Source organism: Kosakonia sp. N21 (assembly GCF_050587465.1).
GTDB lineage: Bacteria > Pseudomonadota > Gammaproteobacteria > Enterobacterales > Enterobacteriaceae.
The window spans coordinates 506,434-528,032 of the sequence record NZ_JBOBHR010000002.1 but is presented as its reverse complement, the minus strand read 5'-3'; the positions used below and the strand labels follow the sequence as shown (position 1 = coordinate 528,032).

The 21,599-nt window shown below is 55.0% G+C and carries 24 protein-coding genes; 11 read left to right on the top strand and 13 right to left on the bottom strand.

Features of this window, described 5'->3' with window-relative positions; all coding sequences use genetic code 11:
- Positions 1-10 precede the first annotated feature (10 nt).
- The 3 genes from secF to ACQ3G7_RS06210 all read left to right on the top strand — a co-directional run bounded on the left by secF (position 11) and on the right by ACQ3G7_RS06210 (position 2,224).
- A complete protein-coding gene (secF, locus tag ACQ3G7_RS06220) occupies positions 11-982 on the top strand; it encodes a protein translocase subunit SecF (protein ID WP_430889209.1) in 972 nt (323 codons plus the stop codon).
- Between the two features lie 130 nt (positions 983-1,112).
- Positions 1,113-1,478 carry a VOC family protein gene (locus ACQ3G7_RS06215; RefSeq protein ID WP_430889208.1) on the top strand — a complete coding sequence of 122 codons (366 nt, stop codon included), beginning with the start codon at positions 1,113-1,115 and terminating at the stop codon, positions 1,476-1,478.
- A gap of 53 nt (positions 1,479-1,531) precedes the next feature.
- On the top strand, positions 1,532-2,224 hold the full coding sequence (locus ACQ3G7_RS06210) for a helix-turn-helix transcriptional regulator (RefSeq protein ID WP_263097818.1): 693 nt from the start codon (positions 1,532-1,534) through the stop codon (positions 2,222-2,224).
- A gap of 81 nt (positions 2,225-2,305) precedes the next feature.
- Here ACQ3G7_RS06210 and ACQ3G7_RS06205 read toward each other — a convergent pair whose 3' ends face one another.
- Together ACQ3G7_RS06205 and ACQ3G7_RS06200 are read right to left on the bottom strand one after the other, a co-directional pair.
- Positions 2,306-3,178: a nucleoside-specific channel-forming protein Tsx gene (locus ACQ3G7_RS06205; RefSeq protein WP_263100956.1), complete on the bottom strand. Its 873-nt coding sequence runs from the start codon at positions 3,176-3,178 to the stop codon at positions 2,306-2,308.
- 296 nt (positions 3,179-3,474) lie between these two features.
- Positions 3,475-4,017: a SadB/YajI family lipoprotein gene (locus ACQ3G7_RS06200; RefSeq protein ID WP_263097817.1), complete on the bottom strand. Its 543-nt coding sequence runs from the start codon at positions 4,015-4,017 to the stop codon at positions 3,475-3,477.
- A 153-nt stretch (positions 4,018-4,170) separates the two neighbouring features.
- Between ACQ3G7_RS06200 and nrdR the strand changes: the two genes are divergently transcribed.
- From nrdR to pgpA, 6 genes are all read left to right on the top strand, one after another.
- Positions 4,171-4,620, top strand: a complete 450-nt coding sequence (gene nrdR / locus ACQ3G7_RS06195) for a transcriptional regulator NrdR (protein WP_054804396.1) — start codon at positions 4,171-4,173, stop codon at positions 4,618-4,620.
- A gap of 2 nt (positions 4,621-4,622) precedes the next feature.
- Entirely contained in the window at positions 4,623-5,726 is a 1,104-nt protein-coding gene (gene ribD / locus ACQ3G7_RS06190; RefSeq protein WP_430889207.1) for a bifunctional diaminohydroxyphosphoribosylaminopyrimidine deaminase/5-amino-6-(5-phosphoribosylamino)uracil reductase RibD, read from the top strand.
- 89 nt (positions 5,727-5,815) lie between these two features.
- A complete protein-coding gene (gene ribH, locus ACQ3G7_RS06185) occupies positions 5,816-6,286 on the top strand; it encodes a 6,7-dimethyl-8-ribityllumazine synthase (RefSeq protein ID WP_263097815.1) in 471 nt (156 codons plus the stop codon).
- Positions 6,287-6,307: 21 nt separating this feature from the next.
- Complete coding sequence (nusB, locus tag ACQ3G7_RS06180; protein WP_061497221.1) at positions 6,308-6,727, top strand: transcription antitermination factor NusB; 420 nt, start codon at positions 6,308-6,310, stop codon at positions 6,725-6,727.
- 75 nt (positions 6,728-6,802) lie between these two features.
- A complete protein-coding gene (thiL, locus tag ACQ3G7_RS06175) occupies positions 6,803-7,780 on the top strand; it encodes a thiamine-phosphate kinase (protein WP_430889206.1) in 978 nt (325 codons plus the stop codon).
- Positions 7,758-8,273 (top strand): phosphatidylglycerophosphatase A, encoded by a 516-nt coding sequence (pgpA, locus tag ACQ3G7_RS06170; protein ID WP_430889205.1) that lies wholly within the window; start codon positions 7,758-7,760, stop codon positions 8,271-8,273. The genes thiL and pgpA overlap by 23 nt, the downstream gene beginning before the upstream one ends.
- Before the next feature lie 83 nt (positions 8,274-8,356).
- On the opposite strand, the gene ACQ3G7_RS06165 is transcribed toward pgpA, so the two are convergent.
- The 4 genes from ACQ3G7_RS06165 to xseB are packed head-to-tail and all read right to left on the bottom strand — an operon-like array spanning position 8,357 to position 12,422.
- On the bottom strand, positions 8,357-9,331 hold the full coding sequence (locus ACQ3G7_RS06165) for an aldo/keto reductase (protein ID WP_430889204.1): 975 nt from the start codon (positions 9,329-9,331) through the stop codon (positions 8,357-8,359).
- Between the two features lie 60 nt (positions 9,332-9,391).
- Positions 9,392-11,254 (bottom strand): 1-deoxy-D-xylulose-5-phosphate synthase, encoded by a 1,863-nt coding sequence (gene dxs / locus ACQ3G7_RS06160; RefSeq protein ID WP_430889203.1) that lies wholly within the window; start codon positions 11,252-11,254, stop codon positions 9,392-9,394.
- A 25-nt stretch (positions 11,255-11,279) separates the two neighbouring features.
- Positions 11,280-12,179: a (2E,6E)-farnesyl diphosphate synthase gene (gene ispA, locus ACQ3G7_RS06155; RefSeq protein ID WP_061497211.1), complete on the bottom strand. Its 900-nt coding sequence runs from the start codon at positions 12,177-12,179 to the stop codon at positions 11,280-11,282.
- Positions 12,180-12,422, bottom strand: coding sequence for an exodeoxyribonuclease VII small subunit (gene xseB, locus ACQ3G7_RS06150; protein WP_061497209.1), 243 nt, complete (start codon positions 12,420-12,422; stop codon positions 12,180-12,182).
- 213 nt (positions 12,423-12,635) lie between these two features.
- On the opposite strand from xseB, the gene thiI reads away from it, so the two are divergent.
- Complete coding sequence (gene thiI / locus ACQ3G7_RS06145; protein WP_430889202.1) at positions 12,636-14,084, top strand: tRNA uracil 4-sulfurtransferase ThiI; 1,449 nt, start codon at positions 12,636-12,638, stop codon at positions 14,082-14,084.
- Between the two features lie 45 nt (positions 14,085-14,129).
- Here the strand turns inward: thiI and yajL are convergent, their stop codons facing one another.
- The gene (gene yajL, locus ACQ3G7_RS06140) at positions 14,130-14,720 is read right to left on the bottom strand and encodes a protein deglycase YajL (protein ID WP_430889201.1); all 591 of its coding nucleotides are present in this window, start codon (positions 14,718-14,720) and stop codon (positions 14,130-14,132) included.
- Entirely contained in the window at positions 14,683-15,594 is a 912-nt protein-coding gene (panE, locus tag ACQ3G7_RS06135; RefSeq protein WP_263097806.1) for a 2-dehydropantoate 2-reductase, read from the bottom strand. Before panE ends, yajL begins: the two co-directional genes overlap by 38 nt.
- Before the next feature lie 139 nt (positions 15,595-15,733).
- Here panE and ACQ3G7_RS06130 point away from each other — a divergent pair, with 139 nt between their 5' ends.
- The gene (locus ACQ3G7_RS06130; protein WP_430889200.1) at positions 15,734-16,225 is read left to right on the top strand and encodes a YajQ family cyclic di-GMP-binding protein; all 492 of its coding nucleotides are present in this window, start codon (positions 15,734-15,736) and stop codon (positions 16,223-16,225) included.
- A 37-nt stretch (positions 16,226-16,262) separates the two neighbouring features.
- Here ACQ3G7_RS06130 and ACQ3G7_RS06125 read toward each other — a convergent pair whose 3' ends face one another.
- The 5 genes from ACQ3G7_RS06125 to cyoB all read right to left on the bottom strand — a co-directional run bounded on the left by ACQ3G7_RS06125 (position 16,263) and on the right by cyoB (position 21,591).
- Positions 16,263-17,624, bottom strand: a complete 1,362-nt coding sequence (locus ACQ3G7_RS06125) for an MFS transporter (RefSeq protein ID WP_430889199.1) — start codon at positions 17,622-17,624, stop codon at positions 16,263-16,265.
- 146 nt (positions 17,625-17,770) lie between these two features.
- Positions 17,771-18,658 carry a heme o synthase gene (cyoE, locus tag ACQ3G7_RS06120; RefSeq protein WP_263097803.1) on the bottom strand — a complete coding sequence of 296 codons (888 nt, stop codon included), beginning with the start codon at positions 18,656-18,658 and terminating at the stop codon, positions 17,771-17,773.
- An 11-nt stretch (positions 18,659-18,669) separates the two neighbouring features.
- Positions 18,670-18,996: a cytochrome o ubiquinol oxidase subunit IV gene (locus ACQ3G7_RS06115; RefSeq protein ID WP_061497195.1), complete on the bottom strand. Its 327-nt coding sequence runs from the start codon at positions 18,994-18,996 to the stop codon at positions 18,670-18,672.
- Entirely contained in the window at positions 18,996-19,610 is a 615-nt protein-coding gene (locus ACQ3G7_RS06110) for a cytochrome o ubiquinol oxidase subunit III (protein WP_430889198.1), read from the bottom strand. Before ACQ3G7_RS06110 ends, ACQ3G7_RS06115 begins: the two co-directional genes overlap by 1 nt.
- Entirely contained in the window at positions 19,600-21,591 is a 1,992-nt protein-coding gene (gene cyoB, locus ACQ3G7_RS06105) for a cytochrome o ubiquinol oxidase subunit I (RefSeq protein WP_430889197.1), read from the bottom strand. The genes ACQ3G7_RS06110 and cyoB overlap by 11 nt, the downstream gene beginning before the upstream one ends.
- Positions 21,592-21,599 lie beyond the last annotated feature (8 nt).

The following is a 21,599-nucleotide window of genomic DNA, read 5'->3' as shown; positions in this document are numbered from 1 at the left end:
GGAGTGCGTTGTGGCACAGGATTATACTGTTGAACAATTGAACCACGGCCGTAAAGTCTGGGACTTTATGCGCTGGGACAACTGGGCTTTTCTGATTTCCGGCGGGCTGCTGATCCTGTCCATCGTGGTGATGGGCGTTCGCGGCTTTAACTGGGGCCTGGATTTTACCGGTGGTACGGTTATCGAAATTTCGCTGGAAAAACCAGCGGATATGGATCTGATGCGCGACGCGCTGGAGAAAGCGGGCTTCAAAGAGCCGCTGCTGCAGAACTTCGGCAGCAGCCGCGACATTATGGTGCGTATGCCGCCTGCGCAGGGTGAAACCGGCGGGCAGGTACTGGGCAGTAAGGTTGTGAGCGTCATTAATGAAGCTACCAGCCAGAATGCCGCAGTGAAGCGCATTGAATTCGTCGGCCCGAGCGTGGGGGCGGATCTGGCGCAAACGGGCGGCATGGCGCTGCTGGTGGCGCTGATCAGCATTCTGGTGTATGTCGGTTTCCGTTTTGAATGGCGTCTGGCTGCTGGTGTGGTTATCGCGCTGGCGCACGACGTGATCATCACCATGGGCGTGCTGTCGCTGTTCCAGATTGAGATTGACCTGACCATTGTGGCATCGCTGATGTCGGTGATCGGTTACTCCCTTAACGACAGTATCGTGGTATCTGACCGTATCCGTGAAAACTTCCGTAAGATCCGTCGCGGTACACCGTATGAGATCTTTAACATCTCGCTGACGCAGACCCTGCATCGTACTTTGATCACCTCCGGTACGACGTTGGTGGTGATCCTGATGCTGTATCTGTTCGGTGGCGCGATGCTGAAAGGCTTCTCACTGACCATGCTGATCGGGGTTTCCATCGGTACGGCGTCTTCCATTTACGTCGCCTCCGCACTGGCGTTGAAAATGGGGATGAAGCGCGAGCACTTGCTACAGCAGAAAGTCGAGAAAGAAGGGGCGGATCAGCCGTCCATTCTGCCGTAAGCGTTTGTTTGTTGTGAAAAACCGCAGCTCAGTCTGCGGTTTTTTTTCGTCTGACGATCGCTCCTGACAGTATGCTGTCAGGAGGGGGGCGGCAAAATCTCCTTGCTGACTAAACAGAAAGGAGATGAACATGAACACATTAATTAACTGGTTTGAGCTGCCGGTGCAGCAACTCGATCGCGCTGTGGCGTTTTATCAACATGTATTGGGCGGTGAATTTCGTCGTGAGACGGTGACAGGTATTGAGATGGCGGTGTTCCCGCATGTCAAACCTGCTACTGGTGGTGCGCTGGTAAAAGGCCCGATGTTCCAGCCTGCGAACGGCGGCGCAGTGATTTACCTCGCGACGGAAGATATTAACACCGCACTTGAGCGCGTGCGTGAGAAACAAGGGGAATGCTGCTTTGGCCCACAGGTGTTACCGGACAATATTGGTACAATTGCTCTGATTATTGACAGTGAAGGTAATCGGGTAGGTTTGCACCAGCCTGCATAATATACTTTGAGCCTGCGCATACCGCGCAGGCTGATTTTTCCCGGAAAACGACCATGAGCCGCCGCGCCGATCGTCTGTTTCAGATAGTACAAGTCCTGAGAACCCGCCGACGAGTCACGGCCGCGTTGCTGGCTGAGCGACTGGAGGTTTCTGAACGCACCATCTATCGCGATATCCGCGATTTATCGCTGTCTGGCGTGCCGGTTCAGGGCGAAGCCGGAAGTGGGTATCGCCTGATGCCCGGTTTTGATCTCCCGCCATTGATGTTTACCAGCATGGAAGTAGAGGCGCTGATCGCCGCGATTGGTATGCTCCAAACCTGGAGCGGCGATGTGCTGGCGCAGGCTGCCGGTTCAGCACAAGAGAAACTGCTGGCAGTGTTGCCGTACGATAAGCGCATCGCGGCTGAACGTAACCGCATTATTTCGCCGAATTTTGACAGATTTCCGCAGGTTCGCGTCTGGTTTGATGTTATTCATCAGGCAATGCGTCTGCATCAGGAACTGTATCTGCACTACCAGGACGAGAAGGGTGAAGCCTCCGAACGGGTGATCCATCCGCTGGGATTATCCTTTATGGGGGCGACGTGGGTACTGGTGGCGTGGTGTGAACTGCGTGATGATTACCGCTGTTTTCGCCTGGATCGTTGCCAGGGCGTGACCTTTACCGGGAAAGCATTCGCCGAGCGGCCTGATCGCTCAATGCAAGAGTTTATCCGCTTGCAGAAAGAAGCCTACGCGAAATAAAAAAGCCGACCTTGCGATCGGCTTTTCGGGCTGGATGCGCTGGCCGTGGCTGAACGCCACCCGGCAAGCGTCAGCACGGAATTAGAAGTTGTAACCCACGACCAGGTAACCACCCCAACCGGTAGAACGCGCGTAGACATCGCCACCCAGTGATGCATCATCTTTGAACTGACCGCCATTGTGCCAGTAACGCGCAACAACAGAGTAATGCCAGTGATCGTAGCCCAGAGAGAGAATATGGCTGGACGCGATGGAGTTGTTGGTACGAAGCTGTTCGCCATTCACGTAGTAACGGCTGTCGCCCAGGTCTGAACCCCAGTCAAAGTTGGTAAAGCCGATATAGCTCAGCTGGCCGCCCCACAGGGTAGTGATCGGTACAAAGTATTTCACTTTGAAACGGTAGCCATCCCACTCGTTCTCGTTAGTGGCCCCGTAGTTCTGCCACTGGTATTTCGCATACACGTTCAGAGACAGGCTCATCGGCAGACCGGTGTCGATGTCGGTACCCAGACCCATGTACCAGGTGCTCTGGCGACCAGACGCGTTGCGGCCCATGTCGTAGATGTAGTTGTTGGCGATGTACCACTCTTTGAACGGGCCAAAGCTCAGGTCAGTGCCGGTCAGTTTATCAATGGAGAAACGCGGTTCGATTTCCATAAACAGCGGGGAGCCGTGGTTCCAGATCCCCTTCGCACCGGTGTTACCCCCGAAGAATACCGGCGCATCCATATAGCCGTAGAAATCAAACCAATCTTTCTTAGCGAATGCTTCATATTCCAGGTAGGTATCGTTACGCGGGACAGGTCCGAAACGGGTGTGATAACTCCCCACCACGTTTACGCTCTGGTGCCACCAGTCGGAAAGGTATTCAGGTTTGCTGTTATCCGCTGCGTTGGCAGTGAAAGAAGCGGAAAGCGTCAGAGCAGCACCGGCTGCGAGAATTATTTTTTTCATCATTTCGCCACTGATTGAGATCCCAGACGGGAGTGAAAGAAAGCACGCATTGAGTTTCTAAATGTTTCATATTTCTGGACGCCTATTATAAGTATCCGCGCTCACAAAAATATGTGTTGTTTCACATTACTGACACGCGCGTAATCGATTGCGTTCACGTTTGCGTGCAATAAACGAGGGCGATTGTACTGGCATTTATCAATATTGCAAATTCGTGAATGTGATGACTGGATGAAGGAAAAGAAGAAAAAGCGTGACAAAAAGCAAGCAGGGGCGACAACGTCACCCCTGACGACTTACTGCAAATTGGTGGGCTGAATGTCGTGAATGCGCACAAAGCCTAACTGGTCCGGCGTAATGCCGTTGAGTTGCAGCGGAATGTCCACATCACTTGGCGCAAGGGTGCTGGCAGGCGCGTTAATCAGCTGATTCTGCACATTCACTTCCTGATAGTTTTCGGTTGTCCCCTGAATCTGCCCCCACTCGACCGTACCACTGAAGGCGGGCAACGGATCGTTGGACTCGCCCTGGATACGCAGTACGACGCGGGTGCCGCCAGCGTTTGGCGCAATGTTTTGCAATGACATGCGCAACATACCAATCTGGCTATTCAGGCGAGCCGGGGTGTTCGCACCCGGTAGCAAATATACGCCGCTGCCGGATTTCGCATTCAGGGTATTTTGCTGGGTGATTTTGACCGTTTCTTTATTCAGTTTGCTCATTTCGTTGTTCAGCGTGCTGACGCTCTGATGCAACTGACGGACTTCGCTTTGCTGGGCGCAGGCACTGAGGGCAAAAAGGCTTCCCAGTAAGAGTGTTCTTAGGTAACGTCTTGTCATTGTGTCTGTTTCCTTGAAAATGAGGATCTCAGTAATGGTAGATCGCAACGCTGTGGTTGCCATCGATCCATTGTCTCAAAAACGGTCTGCCTTTGTAGTCATGCCAGTTCAGGGTAAAATAGATTTCAGTTAACTCTAACCTCAGGACACCGTATGCATTGCCCATTCTGTTTCGCCGTGGATACCAAAGTAATTGATTCTCGTCTGGTGGGTGAAGGTTCTTCTGTTCGCCGCCGTCGGCAGTGTCTGGTCTGCAACGAGCGTTTCACCACCTTTGAAGTGGCGGAACTCGTGATGCCGCGGGTGGTGAAGAGCAATGATGTGCGTGAGCCGTTCAACGAAGACAAACTGCGCAGCGGTATGCTGAAAGCGCTGGAAAAACGTCCGGTAAGCGCGGATGACGTGGAAATGGCGCTGAACCACATTAAATCGCAACTTCGCGCAACAGGCGAACGCGAAGTGCCGAGTAAAATGATCGGTAATCTGGTGATGGAGCAGCTTAAAAAGCTCGATAAAGTGGCCTATGTTCGCTTTGCCTCCGTCTACCGCAGCTTTGAAGATATTCGCGAGTTTGGCGAAGAGATCGCTCGCCTACAGGACTAAGCATGCAGGACGAAATGTATATGGCCCGTGCGCTGAAACTGGCGCAGCAAGGTCGCTTTACCACCCATCCGAATCCGCGCGTCGGTTGCGTGATTGTGAAAGATGGCGAGATCGTTGGCGAAGGTTTTCACTATCGTGCGGGTGAACCCCATGCTGAAGTGCATGCGCTGCGTATGGCAGGCGATCGCGCCCGCGGCGCAACGGCGTATGTCACGCTGGAGCCGTGCAGTCACCATGGCCGTACGCCGCCGTGCTGCGAAGCGCTGATTGCCGCTGGCGTCGCGCGCGTTGTCGCAGCGATGCAGGACCCCAATCCGCAGGTTGCTGGTCGCGGCTTATACCGTCTGCAACAGGAAGGCATTGAAGTCAGCCACGGGCTAATGATGAGCGAAGCCGAAACGCTGAATAAGGGCTTCCTCAAACGCATGCGCACCGGGTTTCCCTATGTGCAGCTCAAGCTGGGGGCGTCGCTGGACGGCCGCACTGCGATGGCTAATGGCGAAAGTCAGTGGATCACCTCGGCGCAGGCGCGTCGCGATGTACAGTTATTGCGCGCGCAGAGCCATGCCATTCTGACCAGCAGCGCAACCGTGCTGGCGGACGACCCCGCGCTGACCGTACGCTGGGAGGAGTTAAACGCCGACACGCAAGCGCTTTATCCGCAAGAGAACGTACGCCAGCCGGTGCGTATTGTTGTCGACAGCCAGAACAGGGTCACACCGCAGCACCGCATTAGCCAGCAGGCGGGCGAAACCTGGTTTGCCCGGACGAAAGCAGACGATCGCGCTTGGCCGCAAAGCGTGCGGGAAATTATTGTCCCGGAGCATAACGGCCATGCGGATCTGGTTACGTTGATGATGTTGCTGGGAAAACAGCAAATCAACAGTGTGTGGGTAGAAGCCGGTGCTAACCTTGCTGGTGCGTTATTGCAGGCCGGCCTGGTGGATGAACTGATTATTTACCTCGCGCCTAAGCTGCTTGGCAGCGATGCGCGCGGGTTATGCGTATTGCCGGGACTGTCGGCGCTGGCCGATGCTCCACAATTTAAATTCAATGAGATACGTCAGGTTGGCCCGGATGTCTGCCTGCATCTTACCCACGCGTGATGCCCGCTGTAAAAGGGAAGCAGCGCGTAAAATATTATGATAAAATCCGCCCCCCTGCGGGGTCCGAACTGAACCTGTGAAGGATATGTATGAACATTATTGAAGCCAACGTCGCTGCTCCTGACGCTCACGTCGCCATCACCATCGCGCGTTTCAACAACTTCATCAACGACAGCCTGCTGGAAGGCGCGATTGATGCGCTGAAACGCATCGGTCAGGTGAAAGACGCCAATATCACCGTCGTGTGGGTGCCTGGCGCTTACGAACTGCCGCTGGCGGCAGGCGCGCTGGCGAAAACCGGCAAATACGATGCGGTGATCGCGCTCGGTACGGTGATCCGCGGCGGCACTGCGCACTTCGAATATGTTGCTGGTGGTGCAAGCAATGGCCTGGCGCATGTTGCGCAGGATAGCGAAATTCCTGTCGCGTTTGGCGTGCTGACCACTGAAAGTATTGAACAAGCCATCGAACGCGCTGGCACCAAAGCCGGTAACAAAGGCGCAGAAGCTGCGCTGACCGCGCTTGAAATGATTAATGTATTGAAAGCCATTAAGGCCTGATTTTTTTGTAAGGGGAATTCCGTGAAACCTGCTGCTCGTCGCCGCGCCCGTGAGTGTGCCGTCCAGGCGCTTTACTCCTGGCAGTTGTCCCAGAACGACATCGCTGATGTTGAATACCAGTTCCTGGCGGAGCAAGACGTTAAAGATGTTGACGTCCTGTACTTCCGTGAACTGCTGAGCGGGGTGGCGACCAATAGCGCATATCTCGATGGCTTAATGAAGCCGTACCTGTCCCGCATGCTGGAAGAGCTGGGCCAGGTCGAGAAAGCGGTATTGCGTATCGCACTGTTCGAACTGTCTAAACGTGATGATGTGCCGTATAAAGTGGCCATCAACGAAGCTATCGAACTGGCAAAAACCTTTGGCGCTGAAGACAGCCACAAGTTTGTTAACGGCGTGCTGGATAAAGCCGCACCTGCGATCCGTCCCCACAAAAAGTGATCCGCAAGCCGGTGATAAGCGCTGCACTCTGCTCGCTTGTCCCGGCTTTTTCTTTTTTCTACCGAGGCATAACGTATGGCATGCGGCGAATTTTCCCTGATTGCCCGTTATTTTGACCGTGTACGTCACTCCCGTCGCGATGTAGAAACCGGCATCGGCGACGACTGCGCACTGCTCAATGTTCCCGAAAAACAGACGCTGGCAATAAGCGTGGATACGCTGGTGGCGGGCAACCACTTTTTGCCGGATATCGATCCGGCCGATCTGGCGTATAAAGCGCTGGCGGTTAACCTTAGCGATCTGGCTGCGGTTGGCGCCGATCCGGCGTGGATGACGCTGGCGTTGACCTTACCTGAAGCAGATGACGCCTGGCTGCAGGCCTTCAGCGATAGTCTGTTTGAACAACTCAGTTACTACGATATGCAACTTATTGGCGGCGACACCACGCGCGGACCGCTGTCGATGACGATTGGCATTCATGGCTATGTGCCGGTTGGGCGCGCCATGAAACGCGACGGTGCAAAACCTGGCGACTGGATTTATGTCACCGGCACGCCGGGCGATAGCGCTGCCGGGCTGGCGATTTTGCAGCAGCGTTTAGTGGTGAAAAACCACGAAGATGCGGCTTATCTGCGCCAGCGCCACCTTAGACCGACACCGCGCCTTCTGCATGGCCAGGCGTTACGCAATCTTGCCAGCTCGGCAATCGACATTTCTGATGGTCTGATTTCCGATTTGGGCCATATTCTGCACGCCAGCGGCTGTGGAGCGCGCGTCGACCTGGATTTGCTGCCCTATTCAGACGCTTTCCGCCGACATGTAGAGAAAGAGCAGGGGCTGCGCTGGGCGCTTTCTGGTGGTGAAGATTATGAGCTGTGCTTTACTGTGCCGGAACTGAACCGCGGCGCGCTGGATGTGGCAATTGGTCACCTTGGCGTGCCTGTTACTTGTATAGGGCAGATGAGCGCCGATGTCGACGGGCTGCATTTTACGCGCGACGGCAAGCCCGTCACGCTCGATATGAAAGGATATGACCACTTTGCCGCGCACTAAAGACACCGCCAAAAGCCGCCTCAATTTACGCAATCCCTGGCATCTGCTGGCTACCGGCTTTGGCAGTGGTTTGAGCCCGATAGTACCCGGAACGATGGGCTCGCTGGCCTCGATTCCTTTCTGGTGGGGGATGACGTTTTTACCCTGGCAGATCTATTCACTGCTGGTGATGCTGGGCATTTCCATTGGCGTCTATCTTTGTCACCAGACGGCAAAAGATATGGGCGTACACGATCACGGCAGCATTGTCTGGGATGAATTCATTGGGATGTGGATAACGCTGATGGCATTACCCACCCATGACTGGCAGTGGGTGGCCGTGGGGTTTGTGCTGTTCCGTATTCTGGATATGTGGAAGCCGTGGCCGATCCGCTGGTTTGATCGCAACGTTCACGGCGGGATGGGGATCATGGTGGACGATATTGTCGCCGGGATCATCGCCGCCGGGTTGCTGTACCTGATTGGCCATCACTGGCCGATTGGGCTGATTTAAGGGTGCTGTGCCTGAGGGCGGTTAATGCCTTCCCGGCAGTAAAATATGCAGGCCCGGTAAGCGAAACGCTGCCGGGCTGTTTATTATTTAAACCCCACCACCGGATGTGGCTGATACGGCGTTTCGAGTTCGGCGATGTGTTCCGGCTCCAGCGTTAAATCCACTGCGCCCAGCAGTTCGTCGAGTTGCTCTTCCCGGGATGCGCCAATAATCGGTGCGGCAATGGCCGGTTTGCTGAGTAACCATGCCAGCGCCACTTGCGCGCGCGAGGCCCCTGTCTCTTCTGCCACACCCGCCAGACGCTCTGCAATCTGTGCATCGTTTGCATCGGTTTCGCTGTACAGCGTTTTACCAAACTCATCGGAGACCAGACGGGCGGTGGTTTCTCCCCATGGACGGGTTAAACGACCGCGCGCCAGCGGGCTCCACGGGATCACCGCGACCCCTTCTTTGTCGCACAGCGGCAGCATGTCGAGCTCTTCTTCCCGGTAGATCAGATTGTAGTGATCCTGCATGGTGACAAAACGCGCCCAGCCGTGTTCCGCCTGGAGCGACAGCGCCTGGGCAAATTGCCGGGCATGCATGGAAGACGCACCGATATAGCGCGCTTTACCGGCTTTCACCACATCGTTAAGCGCTTCGAGGGTTTCTTCAATCGGCGTGGTGTAATCCCAGCGATGGATCTGCAGGAGGTCTACATACTCCATACCCAGACGTTTGAGACTGTCATCAATGGAGCGCAGGATCTGCGCCCGGGAGAGGCCTTCCGCCAGATCCCCCACCTGGTGATAGACTTTGGTGGCAACAATCACCTCATCGCGGCGGGCAAAATCGCGCAGCGCGCGACCAACAATCTCTTCACTGCTGCCGTCAGAGTAACTGTTCGCGGTGTCGAAAAAGTTGATACCGCCTTCCAGCGCGCGCCGGATAATCGGGCGGCTGCTCTCTTCCGGCAGCGTCCAGGCGTGTTTACCCCGGTCAGGTTCGCCAAATGTCATGCAGCCAAGGCAAAGGCGGGAAACCCGAAGATCTGTTTTTCCTAATATGTTGTATTGCATGGTTCCACTCCTGCTCGTCAAAACGTACGTTTAAGCATAGCAGGAGTGGAAAGGGGAGGGTCAGGCCAGCCAGTGACGGATGCGGGCTTCAATGCCTGCGGCATTCAACCCCAGTTCTGCGCGCGCTTCATCCTGCGTACCTTGCGGGATAAAAAAGTCCGGCAGGCCAAGATTCAGTACCGGCACCGGTTTGCGGTGAGCCATCAGGACGTCATTCACGCCGCTGCCCGCGCCGCCAATAATGGCATTCTCTTCCAGCGTAACCAGCGCGTCATGAGTGGCGGCGGTTTGCAGAATCAGCGCTTCATCCAGCGGCTTAACAAAACGCATATCGATAAGCGTCGCGTTCAGCGCATCCGCCGCTTTTTCCGCTTCCGGCAGCAGGGTGCCGAAGTTGAGGATCGCCAGCTTCTCACCACGACGTTTCACCAGTCCCTTACCGAGAGGCAGTTTTTCCAGCGGTTGCAGCGGCACGCCAACGGCGTTGCCCCGTGGGTAGCGCACCGCACTTGGCCCCTCTGCATAGTGATAACCGGTGAACAGCATCTGGCGACACTCGTTTTCGTCGCTCGGCGTCATGATCACCATATCGGGAATGCAGCGCAGATAGGAGATATCAAAGGCCCCCTGGTGCGTTTGCCCGTCAGCGCCGACGATCCCTGCGCGATCGATAGCGAACAGCACTGGCAGTTTCTGGATCGCCACATCGTGGATCACCTGATCATACGCGCGTTGCAGGAACGTTGAGTAGATCGCCACGACAGGTTTGTAACCGCCAATGGCCAGGCCCGCAGCGAACGTCACTGCATGTTGCTCGGCGATGGCGACATCAAAGTATTGATCCGGGTATTTGCGTGAAAATTCCACCATACCGGAGCCTTCGCGCATTGCCGGGGTGATCGCCATCAGCTTATTGTCTTTGGCCGCCGTTTCGCATAGCCAGTCGCCGAAGATTTTCGAATAGGAGGGCATTCCGCCGCTGCTTTTCGGTAATGTTCCGCTGGTGGGATCGAATTTTGGCACCGCGTGGAAGGTGATCGGATCTTTTTCAGCCGGCTCATACCCACGGCCTTTCTTGGTCATGATATGCAGGAATTGCGGGCCTTTCAGGTCGCGCATATTGCGCAACGTTTGCACCAGCCCCAGCACGTCGTGCCCGTCCACCGGGCCGATATAGTTAAAGCCCAGTTCTTCAAACAGCGTACCCGGTACGACCATACCTTTGATATGTTCCTCGGTACGCTTGATCAGCTCTTTGATCGGCGGTACGCCGGAGAGGACTTTTTTACCGCCCTCGCGCAGCGTGGAGTAAAGCTTGCCGGAAAGCAGTTGCGCCAGATGGTTATTCAGCGCACCGACGTTTTCGGAAATCGACATTTCGTTGTCGTTGAGCACCACCAGCATATCGGGGCGAATATCCCCGGCGTGGTTCATGGCTTCGAACGCCATCCCGGCGGTGATCGCGCCGTCGCCAATCACGCAGACGGTGCGCCGCTGTTTGCCCTCTTTCGCGGCTGCGACGGCAACACCGATCCCGGCGCTGATTGAGGTGGACGAGTGGCCCACGCTCAGTACGTCATATTCGCTTTCGCCACGCCACGGGAAGGGGTGCAGGCCATTTTTCTGCCGGATAGTGCCGATTTTATCCCGGCGCCCGGTCAGGATCTTGTGCGGATAGGCCTGATGGCCAACGTCCCAGATCAACTGGTCGAAGGGGGTGTTGTAGACGTAGTGCAGCGCAACGGTCAACTCGACCGTGCCAAGCCCGGAAGCGAAGTGCCCGCTGGAACGGCTCACGCTATCCAGCAGGTAACGACGCAGCTCGTCGCACAGCTTCGGCAGGCTCTCTTTCGGCAGCAGACGCAACTCTTGTGTGGTATCAACCAGCGCCAGCGTCGGGTATTTGGCTATATCAAAACTCATCAGCAACTCGTTATAGCATGTTGGTTTATTTATCACGCTGGATTATGTAATTCGCCAGTGCTTCCAGTGCCGTTGTATCCAGTGATTGCGCCGACAGCTGGCTTAGCGCCTGGCGGGCATCGTCAATCAGGTCGCGGGCTTTTGTCCGGGCTTGCTCAAGGCCCAGCAGTGCGGGATAGGTGCTTTTACCAAGTTGCTGATCGGCGCCCTGGCGCTTACCAAGCGTCGCAGTATCGCCGACAACATCCAGAATGTCATCCTGAACCTGGAAAGCCAGACCGATGTTTTCCGCATAGCGATCGAGCAACGGCAATGCTTCCCGGCCTTTGTCTCCAGCGCTTAACGCTCCCATTCTTACCGCTGCGCGGATCAGTGCGCCGGTCTTATGGCGATGGATCTGTTCCAGTGCTTCCAGCGAAACCTGCTCGCCTTCTGCGGCCAGATCCAGAGCCTGACCGCCGCACATCCCGGCCACACCACTGGCGGTAGCCAGCTCTGAAACCAGACTCAGTCGATCGCGGGGGGCGACTTCCGGCATGGGCGCATCGGCAAGGATCGAGAACGCCAGCGTTTGCAATGCATCTCCCGCGAGGATGGCATTAGCTTCGCCAAACTTGATATGGCACGTTGGCAAACCACGGCGTAAATCGTCGTCATCCATGGCGGGCAGATCGTCATGGATCAGTGAATAAGCATGGATGCACTCCACCGCAGCGGCGGGGGCGTCCAACGTTTGTCGGCTCACGCCGAACATGCCGCCGGTGGCGTAAACCAGAAATGGACGCAGCCGTTTACCACCTAATAGTGCGCCATATTGCATGGCCTCAACCAGAGGAGTGTTCTGAAAGGGCAACGGATCGATAAAACGGCGCAGCGCGTCGTTGGCCTGATCTACACAGGTTTGCAGCTGTTGGTTAAAATCCATTTACTCGGTATCCGGTGCGAAAGGCGTAAGCGGCGCTTCTTCGTTGTCGGACAACAGGATTTGCACGCGTTGTTCTGCCTGCTGCAGTTTTACCTGTCCCTGGCGCGCCAGTTGCACACCACGTTCAAATTCATTGAGCGCCTCTTCCAGCGGGAGATCGCCGCTTTCAAGACGAGTGACAATCTGTTCCAGTTCGCTCAGCGCAGTTTCAAAACTGGCCGGTGCGTCATTTTTCTTTGGCATAGTGAATGTCTGACTCTTCTGTTTTCCGACTCAATCCAATGACGTTATGGTAGCGAAGTCGCGGAACTAAGCAAATAACGCGCAATGGTAATGCGTTGCACAAGATCTTCGCGATGGTGGTATACTTGCGCGCCTGGATGCAGCCGCGGGTATGGGCTGCTGTATTTTTTCCCTTCACAGGCCTTACGGGCTTGCCAACGAACCATTGCCGCCATGAAGTTTATCATTAAATTGTTCCCGGAAATCACCATCAAAAGCCAATCTGTGCGTTTGCGCTTTATTAAAATTCTTACCGGGAACATTCGTAACGTTCTAAAGCAGTATGACGAGACGCTTGCTGTTGTCCGCCACTGGGACAACATTGAAGTCCGCGCCAAAGATGAAAACCAGCGCCTGGCTATCCGCGACGCGCTAACCCGCATTCCGGGTATTCACCATATTCTGGAAGTGGAAGACGTCCCTTTCACTTCGCTGCACGACATTTTTGAAAAAGCGCTGGTGCAGTACCGTGAGCAGATTGAAGGTAAAACCTTCTGCGTACGCGTGAAACGCCGCGGTAAGCACGAATTCAGCTCCATTGAAGTGGAACGCTATGTCGGCGGCGGTCTGAACCAGCATGTTGAGTCGGCGCGCGTCAAACTGACTCACCCGGATGTGACGGTTAACCTCGAAATTGAAGACGATCGTCTGCTGCTGGTTAAAGGCCGTTACGAAGGTATCGGGGGTTTCCCGATTGGCACCCAGGAAGATGTGCTGTCGCTGATTTCCGGTGGGTTCGATTCCGGCGTTTCCAGTTATATGCTGATGCGCCGTGGCTGTCGCGTGCACTATTGCTTCTTTAACCTTGGCGGTGCGGCCCATGAAATCGGCGTTCGCCAGGTGGCGCATTATCTGTGGAACCGTTTTGGTAGCTCGCACCGTGTGCGTTTTGTGGCGATTAACTTTGAGCCGGTGGTCGGCGAGATCCTCGAAAAAGTGGATGACGGCCAGATGGGCGTGGTGCTGAAACGCATGATGGTGCGCGCGGCATCAAAAGTAGCCGAGCGCTACGGGGTGCAGGCGCTGGTTACCGGTGAAGCGCTGGGTCAGGTCTCCAGTCAGACGCTGACCAACCTGCGACTGATTGATAACGTGTCTGATACGTTGGTGCTGCGCCCGCTGATCTCCTACGACAAAGAGCACATCATCGACCTGGCGCGCGAAATCGGTACCGAAGATTTCGCCCGCACCATGCCGGAATATTGTGGCGTGATCTCCAAAAGCCCGACGGTAAAAGCGGTAAAAGCGAAGATCGAAGCGGAAGAAGCGCATTTCGATTTTGCGATTCTCGATCAGGTGGTCGCGGATGCCAGCAACATCGATATTCGTGAAATCGCCCAGCAGACCAAAGAAGACGTGGTTGAAGTTGAAACCGTCAGCGGCTTTGGTCCGAATGATGTGGTACTGGATATTCGTTCTGTTGATGAACAGGATGACAAGCCATTACAGCTGGAGGGTGTCGACGTGGTTTCGCTGCCGTTCTACAAGCTGAGCACCAAATTTGGCGATCTCGATCAGAGCAAAACCTGGCTACTGTGGTGTGAACGCGGTGTGATGAGTCGTCTTCAGGCGCTCTACCTGCGCGAGCAGGGCTTCCAGAACGTGAAGGTTTATCGCCCGTAAGTGAAGATGCCGGAGGGGGGCAAACGCCGCCATCCGGCATACATCTTATTCGTAGTAATTATAAATCCCTGCCGCCATCACCAACTGTGAGGCCACTTCATGGGCTTTCTCGCGCCCAACCAGCAGGTCGATAATCTTCAACCCAAAGTCAATGGCGGTGCCAGGCCCCTGGCTGGTGAGTAAATTGACCCGGGGATCCCACACCACGCGTTTATCCTGCCACTGATCGGCCGGAATGGTTTCTTTCAGGCCCGGAAAACCGGTCATATTGCCGAGCGGGAAAATCTCGTGCGGCACCAGTACGGTGCCAGCCGCCGCGCAAATCGCCGCGACAATACGCCCGGAAAGATGAAACTGGCGCACCGTTTCCACCAGTGACGGACTGTCACGGAAACACTCCGCGCCTTTCAGCCCGCCAGGCAGCACGATAATGTCGTAATCGCCATCCGCCACGGCAACCAGCGGCGCATCCGCCAGCAGTTTAACGCCGCGAGAACAGGTAATAGTCAGGTTGCCATCGCTGGCGACGCTGGCGGTGGTGACGGCAATACCGCCACGCACCAGCAGATCGATAGTGGTAACCGCTTCGGTCTCTTCACTACCAGGGGCGAGACATATCAGAGCCGATGCGCTCATACTCACTCTCCTTACGTTTAATCATTTCATACAAACGGGCGTTTTCCGGCACAGCGATGCCATGCGCGCGCGCCCGTTTGAGCAAATAGCCAGTGATATAATCACATTCTGTGTGGCGCATCGCGCGCACGTCCTGCAACATTGACGAGATATTTTCCGCCGTATTTTCAATGATCTGATGTACATAAGACAGCAAATCGTCTGGCGAGATGTGGTGGCCTTCTCGCTCAATCACCGCGGCCACTTCGCGGGTGACTTTCTGGATCTCATCCGGAAAATCCCGCAGGTCGCCGTTTTTACAGTCACGCAGCGCGGTCAATGGGTTGATCACGCAGTTCACCGCTAGCTTGCGCCACAGCGCCGGGCGAATGGTGTTATGCCATGCGACGTCTGGCAGCACGTCCTGCAGAATGTCCGCCAGGTAACTGAAGTCACCGTCCTGCTGCCGCGCCGGACCAATGTGGGTTGTCCCGCTGGCGACATGCACTATCACATTACCGTCGCGACGGGCGGCATGGGTCGTGGTGCCTATCAGCAGAGGATTGGGCAGTGCTTTGAGTTCTTCCACGGTGCCCATGCCGTTATGGATCAGTAAAACGGGCGTGGTCGGGGAGAGCACGGAGGCCAGGCCCTTCACCGCATCGGAAACCTGCCACGCTTTCAGCGTGACCAGCAGTAAGTCGCTGCGAGCCAGGAATTCAGGATCGTTGGCCGTCAGGGATTCGTTAAAAATGGAGCCGTCTTCATCAACGACATTCACACTGCAAAACGGCTGTGGAACGCGTAACCATCCTTGTACTTCATGCCCGTGCTTACACAAGGCCGTTAACCACAATTGCCCTAAAGCACCGCATCCGAGTACGGTAATTCTCATTTATCCTCCTCACCTGCAACTGCGCCAGGTGTTGCTTCAACCATTATAGCGCTGTCAGCTAAGCTTCCAGTATTACAAGTTGAGTTATGCATCGTTGCGGGTATTATGCATCGCAACAAATACAGAGGGAGAAGAAAAGATGCCATCTTTCGATATTGTTTCCGAAGTTGAAATGCGTGAAGTGCAAAACGGCGTAGAGAATGCGACCCGTGAACTGGCAACACGCTTTGATTTTCGCAACATTGAAGCCACTTTCGAACTGAACGAAGAAAAACAGACAATTAAGGTGCTGAGCGAATCAGATTTTCAGGTTAACCAGTTGCTGGATATCCTGCGCGGTAAACTGCTGAAACGCGGTATTGAAGGCGCGTCGCTTGACGTGCCGGAAGAGTTTGTTCACAGCGGCAAAACCTGGTTTGTGGAAGCGAAACTGAAGCAGGGCATTGATGCGCCGACAGCGAAGAAAATCATCAAGCTGATTAAAGACAGCAAACTGAAAGTGCAGGCGCAGATCCAGGGCGAAGAGATCCGCGTTACCGGGAAATCCCGCGATGACCTGCAATCCGTAATGGCGCTGGTGCGCGGCGGCAATTTAGGTCAGCCGTTCCAGTTCAAAAACTTCCGCGACTGATGTCAAACTACCTCTCCCGTAAGGGAGAGGCGTTAACTTAGCCTGTAATGGCCTGCTCAACCTCAAAACGGTTGGTCACTTTGCTGTCGATTTTGACATAAGCACTACGCTCTTCCGCCACCACCATCACTTCACTTACCCCGGCTTTGGCTTGCAGACGCTGCGTGAGCGCCGCATCGATCGCGACATCATCCGGAATAGCGATACGTAGGCTACTGACGTAAGGCGGTTCTTGCATCGTGCCGGCAACCAGTAACCAGACCGCTGCCAGCAGCGCGCCGGCCAGAAATACGGTTTGCGAGTCGAACAAGCCATCTACCCAGCCCCCGAGCGCACCACCAATCGCCACACCAATAAACTGGCTGGTGGAGTAAATCCCCATCGCTGTCCCTTTGTAACCGGCAGGCGCTTCCTTGCTGATTAACGAAGGCAACAACGCTTCCATCAGGTTAAAAGCAAGAAAGAAAAGCTGGACTCCGATAACGATTTCCCAGAAGTGCGGCCCGGCACCCCACAGCACAATTTCAGCAATCAGCAGCAGTGCCACGCAGAACAGGAATACGCGTTTCATGCGGCGTTTCATTTCGGCGTAAATAATAAACGGCACCACCGAGACGAAGGAAACCAGCATGGTGATCAGGTAGATTTTCCAGTGTTCCGGCGCGGGGAAGCCTGCTGATTCGAGCTGACCGGGCAGAGCCACAAAGGTCGACATCAGTAAAATATGCAGGCACATAATGCCAAAATTGAGCTTCAGCAATTTGGGGTTGACCATCACCATACGGAAACAGTCTTTCACCATGCCCGACTCGCGGTTTCGCACGTGATACTGGCTGTTCGGCACCACCCACAGGGTGAGCACAATACCCGCCAGCGCCAGTCCGGCAATCATCCAGAACAGGGCATGCAGGCCCAGCTGGTGGGTGATTATCGGACCCAACACCATGGCGATGGCGAAGGTAACGCCAAAGCTGACGCCGATAAACGCCATCGCTTTTGTGCGGTTCTGTTCACGGGTGAGATCGGAAAGCAGCGCCATAACGGCGGCGGCAATGGCGCCGGAACCCTGTAATGCGCGGCCAAGGATAATGCCCCAGATTGAATCGGAGAGTGCGGCAATGACGCTGCCGACGACAAAGATCGCCAGCCCGCCGACAATCAGCGGCTTACGCCCGATCCGGTCCGATAGCAGACCGAACGGAATTTGAAATACGGCCTGCGCGAGGCCGTAAATGCCAATCGCCAGGCCTATCAGGGCTTCGCTGGCGCCCTGCAGCGCCATACCATAGGTGGTCAGAACGGGCAGGACCATAAACATGCCAAGCATGCGCAATGAGAAAACAGTCCCTAAACCCCAGGTGGCGCGCAACTCGCCTGGCGTCATCTTGTAATCGTTCATTACTACCTCAAATTGAAAACCGGACATAGTGTAGTGCGGGGGCAGGGCGGGGTAAATAACAGCTTGATTAACAAATATTACCCTTCTGTTTCGGGGCGGCAGAATGAAAAAAGGGTGCCGAAGCACCCTTTATATCGCGGTATGGATCACCAGACGTAAGTCAGCAGACTGTGCGAATCCGGCACCATAAAATCGACGGACATCATCACGGAGAGCGAAGTGATAGCGACAATCGAGAAGACGAACAGTTTGCGCGCCCACACTTTGTCATCCGCCACTTTATAGCCGCGCAGTGCCATTCCTAACCACCAGAGGCTGACGGCTGCGGCAACCACCAGGTATTTGTAACCGGCGTAACCGCCCAGCGACAGCATCAGTGTGGCGATGGCAAACGCGAGGATATACAGCGTGATATGGTTTTTGGCTACGGAAATGCCCTTGACTACCGGCAGTACCGGAATGTTCGCCGCCTGATAATCCTTAAAACGGAAAATCGCAATGGCGTAGGAGTGCGGCATCTGCCAGAGGCTAAAAATAGCCAGCAGGATCAGCGCACCGCTGTCGAACTCGTTGGTCACTGCGCAGTAGCCAATCACCGGCGGCGCGGCGCCGGAGAGAGAGCCAATCAGCGTACCGTAAACGGAGTGACGTTTCATATACAGGCTGTAGACGCCCACATACACCACGAACCCCATCACCCCCAGCCAGCAGGCCAGCGGATTAGCACCAAACCACAGCAGCATAAAGCCAGCAATACCCAACAAGGCGGCGTACACCAGCGACACGTTTGGCGAGATCAGCCCTCTGACCAGCACACGGTTTTTCGTCCGTTCCATCTTTTTATCGATGTCACGGTCGATGTAGTTGTTGAATACACAACCCGAGGCGACCACCAACGACACGCCAATCAGCGTGTAGACGAACAGGGGATAGTCAATGTGGCCTTTGGAAGCCAGCAGGAACCCCCCGATCACGGAGATCAGATTGCCAAAAATAATGCCCGGTTTCGTTACTTGCAGGTATTGCTTAAACATACTCGCCGCTCTTAGTGAACCATCATGTTGTAGTTCAGGTTCCACATAATCCAGATTGAACCCACTACCAGGATAGCGATGATAATCACGGTAAAGATAAAGGCGGTAAGGTTCCAGCCTTCATCAGACTTGGTGTTCATGTGCAGGAAGCAAACCAGATGCACCAGAATCTGTACTACGGCGGTGATCAGGATAGTGCCCAGAATCACCGGCTTAGACGCAGACCCGCTCATCACCATCCAGAACGGGATCACCGTCAGGATGATCGACAGGATAAAACCTGTCATGTAGGTTTTTACGCTGCCGTGGGAAGCGCCATGATCGTTAGTATGACTCATTACATCGCCCCCATCAGATAGACAACAGAGAACACGCAAATCCACACCACGTCCAGGAAGTGCCAGAACAGGCTCAGGCACATGATACGGGTACGGTTCGTCCTGGTCAGGCCGCGACGGGATACCTGGAACATCAGTACCGCCATCCAGATCAGGCCAGACGTTACGTGCAGACCGTGGGTGCCGACTAGCGCAAAGAACGCTGACAGGAAGCCGCTACGATCCGGACCCATGCCTTCGACGATCAGGTGGTGGAACTCGTAGAGTTCCATCCCGATAAAGCCTGCGCCAAACAACCAGGTCAACGCCAGCCAGGAGACAACCTGGCTTTTGTTGTTTTTGTACATGGCGATAGCCGCCATGCCGTAGGTGATGGAGCTGAACAACAGCAGCGCGGTTTCGACCAGAACGAACGGCAGTTCAAAGATATCCTTGCCGGTCGGACCGCCCGCTGTGCCGTTCACCAGAACGGCATAGGTCGCGAACAGACAGCAGAACAGAATGCAGTCGCTCATCAGGTAGATCCAGAAACCGAAGACTTTATTCGGTCCTGCATCATGATGCCCATGTTCGTGCGCGTGGGCGTGCGCGTTGGTCAGAGTATCAGTTGCCATTTTTCAGCCCTGCTTTAGTGATCTCATCGAAATGCTGGTTTTCCAGTTTCTCGATTTCTGCAACCGGTACGTAGTAATCCACGTCCTCGTCGAAGCTTTTCACAATCCAGCTAATTACGATGCCAGCAAAGCCGACAATCGCCATCCACCAGATGTGCCAGATCATGGCGAAACCAAACACCGTGGCAAAGGCCGCGATAACAATACCGGCGCCGCTATTTTTCGGCATATGAATTTCTTCATAGTGCGCTGGCTGTTTGTACGCTTCACCTTTCTCTTTCATTTCCCAGAATGCGTCACGCTCGTGAATCTGCGGAACATGGGCAAAGTTGTAGAACGGCGGCGGAGAGGAAGTTGCCCACTCCAGCGTACGGCCACCCCACGGGTCACCGGTCAGGTCACGGTTCTGATCGCGGTCGCGAACGGAAACGTAGATCTGAATCAGCAGGCACAGGATGCCGATAGCGATCAGCGCTGCACCACATGCGGCAACGATCAGCATGCTATGGAACTGCGGATCGATTTGCTGGCTCAGACGACGGGTCATACCCATAAAGCCCAGCACGTACAGCGGCATAAAGGCCACGAAGAAGCCGATGATCCAGAACCAGAATGCGCGTTTACCCCAGGTTTCGTTCAGGGTGTAACCGAAGGCTTTCGGCCACCAGTACGTCAGACCTGCGAAGCAACCGAACACCACGCCGCCGATGATTACGTTATGGAAGTGCGCAATCAGGAACAGGCTGTTGTGCAGTACGAAGTCTGCGCCCGGAACGGCCAGCAGCACACCGGTCATCCCACCTACGGAGAAGGTGACGATAAAGCCGATGGTCCACAGCATGGCAGAGTGGAACACAATGCGGCCCTGGTACATGGTGAACAGCCAGTTGAAAATCTTCACCCCGGTCGGGATGGCGATAATCATCGTGGTGATACCGAAGAAGGCGTTAACGTTCGCACCGGCACCCATGGTGAAGAAGTGGTGCAGCCAAACGATAAACGACAGGACGGTAATACACACGGTCGCCCACACCAGTGAGGTGTAGCCAAACAGGCGTTTACGCGAGAAGGTGGCGGTAATTTCGGAGAACACCCCGAACACCGGCAGCACCAGAATGTACACTTCCGGATGGCCCCAGGCCCAAATCAGGTTGATGTACATCATCATGTTGCCACCCATATCGTTGGTAAAGAAATGGGTGCCCAGATAGCGATCCAGGGTCAGCAGCGCGATGGTAACGGTCAGAATCGGGAAGGAGGCGATGATCAGCACGTTAGCGCACAGAGACGCCCAGGTGAAGACCGGCATTTTGAACATCGTCATGCCCGGCGCACGCATCTTCAGAATGGTCACGAAGAAGTTAATACCGGTTAACGTCGTACCGACACCGGATAGCTGGAGACTCCAGATCCAGTAATCAACCCCGACGCCAGGACTGTATTCAATTCCCGATAGTGGCGGATAAGCCAGCCAACCTGTCTGCGCGAATTCACCCACGCCCAGAGAGATGTTAACCAGGATAACGCCGACAACCGTGAACCAGAAGCTCAGGTTGTTCAGGAACGGGAACGCCACGTCGCGCGCACCGATCTGCAGCGGAACCACGAGGTTCATCAGACCGATAACGAATGGCATTGCCACGAAGAAGATCATGATCACGCCGTGAGCGGTGAAGATCTGATCGTAGTGATGGGGAGGCAGGAAGCCTGCTTCACCCGCCGAAGCCAGCGCTTGCTGACTACGCATCATCACAGCATCAGCAAAGCCACGCAGCAGCATAACAACCGCGACGAGGACATACATAATGCCAAGGCGTTTATGGTCAACCGAGGTCAACCACTCTTTCCACAGCCAGGACCACTTACCGAAGTAAGAGATCAAGCCGACTACCGCCAGACCACCGACGATAATCGCAGCGATCGTAACCATGATAATGGGTTCATGGTACGGCACTGAATCCAGTGTAAGTTTTCCGAACATCGTTTTCT

What these genes read in the sequence shown, in the direction of transcription:
- ACQ3G7_RS06165 (WP_430889204.1), bottom strand. Translation starts at nt 9,331, where the DNA reads ATGCAATACAACATATTAGGAAAAACAGATCTTCGGGTTTCCCGCCTT.
- ACQ3G7_RS06110 (WP_430889198.1), bottom strand. Translation starts at nt 19,610, where the DNA reads ATGGCAACTGATACTCTGACCAACGCGCACGCCCACGCGCACGAACAT.
- dxs (WP_430889203.1), bottom strand. Translation starts at nt 11,254, where the DNA reads ATGAGTTTTGATATAGCCAAATACCCGACGCTGGCGCTGGTTGATACC.
- ACQ3G7_RS06130 (WP_430889200.1), top strand. Translation starts at nt 15,734, where the DNA reads ATGCCATCTTTCGATATTGTTTCCGAAGTTGAAATGCGTGAAGTGCAA.
- ACQ3G7_RS06115 (WP_061497195.1), bottom strand. Translation starts at nt 18,996, where the DNA reads ATGAGTCATACTAACGATCATGGCGCTTCCCACGGCAGCGTAAAAACC.
- cyoE (WP_263097803.1), bottom strand. Translation starts at nt 18,658, where the DNA reads ATGTTTAAGCAATACCTGCAAGTAACGAAACCGGGCATTATTTTTGGC.
- ACQ3G7_RS06210 (WP_263097818.1), top strand. Translation starts at nt 1,532, where the DNA reads ATGAGCCGCCGCGCCGATCGTCTGTTTCAGATAGTACAAGTCCTGAGA.
- pgpA (WP_430889205.1), top strand. Translation starts at nt 7,758, where the DNA reads ATGACCACTTTGCCGCGCACTAAAGACACCGCCAAAAGCCGCCTCAAT.
- yajL (WP_430889201.1), bottom strand. Translation starts at nt 14,720, where the DNA reads ATGAGCGCATCGGCTCTGATATGTCTCGCCCCTGGTAGTGAAGAGACC.
- ACQ3G7_RS06205 (WP_263100956.1), bottom strand. Translation starts at nt 3,178, where the DNA reads ATGAAAAAAATAATTCTCGCAGCCGGTGCTGCTCTGACGCTTTCCGCT.
- ribH (WP_263097815.1), top strand. Translation starts at nt 5,816, where the DNA reads ATGAACATTATTGAAGCCAACGTCGCTGCTCCTGACGCTCACGTCGCC.
- ACQ3G7_RS06200 (WP_263097817.1), bottom strand. Translation starts at nt 4,017, where the DNA reads ATGACAAGACGTTACCTAAGAACACTCTTACTGGGAAGCCTTTTTGCC.
- ispA (WP_061497211.1), bottom strand. Translation starts at nt 12,179, where the DNA reads ATGGATTTTAACCAACAGCTGCAAACCTGTGTAGATCAGGCCAACGAC.
- ACQ3G7_RS06215 (WP_430889208.1), top strand. Translation starts at nt 1,113, where the DNA reads ATGAACACATTAATTAACTGGTTTGAGCTGCCGGTGCAGCAACTCGAT.
- cyoB (WP_430889197.1), bottom strand. Translation starts at nt 21,591, where the DNA reads ATGTTCGGAAAACTTACACTGGATTCAGTGCCGTACCATGAACCCATT.
- panE (WP_263097806.1), bottom strand. Translation starts at nt 15,594, where the DNA reads ATGAGAATTACCGTACTCGGATGCGGTGCTTTAGGGCAATTGTGGTTA.
- thiI (WP_430889202.1), top strand. Translation starts at nt 12,636, where the DNA reads ATGAAGTTTATCATTAAATTGTTCCCGGAAATCACCATCAAAAGCCAA.
- xseB (WP_061497209.1), bottom strand. Translation starts at nt 12,422, where the DNA reads ATGCCAAAGAAAAATGACGCACCGGCCAGTTTTGAAACTGCGCTGAGC.
- thiL (WP_430889206.1), top strand. Translation starts at nt 6,803, where the DNA reads ATGGCATGCGGCGAATTTTCCCTGATTGCCCGTTATTTTGACCGTGTA.
- ACQ3G7_RS06125 (WP_430889199.1), bottom strand. Translation starts at nt 17,624, where the DNA reads ATGAACGATTACAAGATGACGCCAGGCGAGTTGCGCGCCACCTGGGGT.
- ribD (WP_430889207.1), top strand. Translation starts at nt 4,623, where the DNA reads ATGCAGGACGAAATGTATATGGCCCGTGCGCTGAAACTGGCGCAGCAA.
- nrdR (WP_054804396.1), top strand. Translation starts at nt 4,171, where the DNA reads ATGCATTGCCCATTCTGTTTCGCCGTGGATACCAAAGTAATTGATTCT.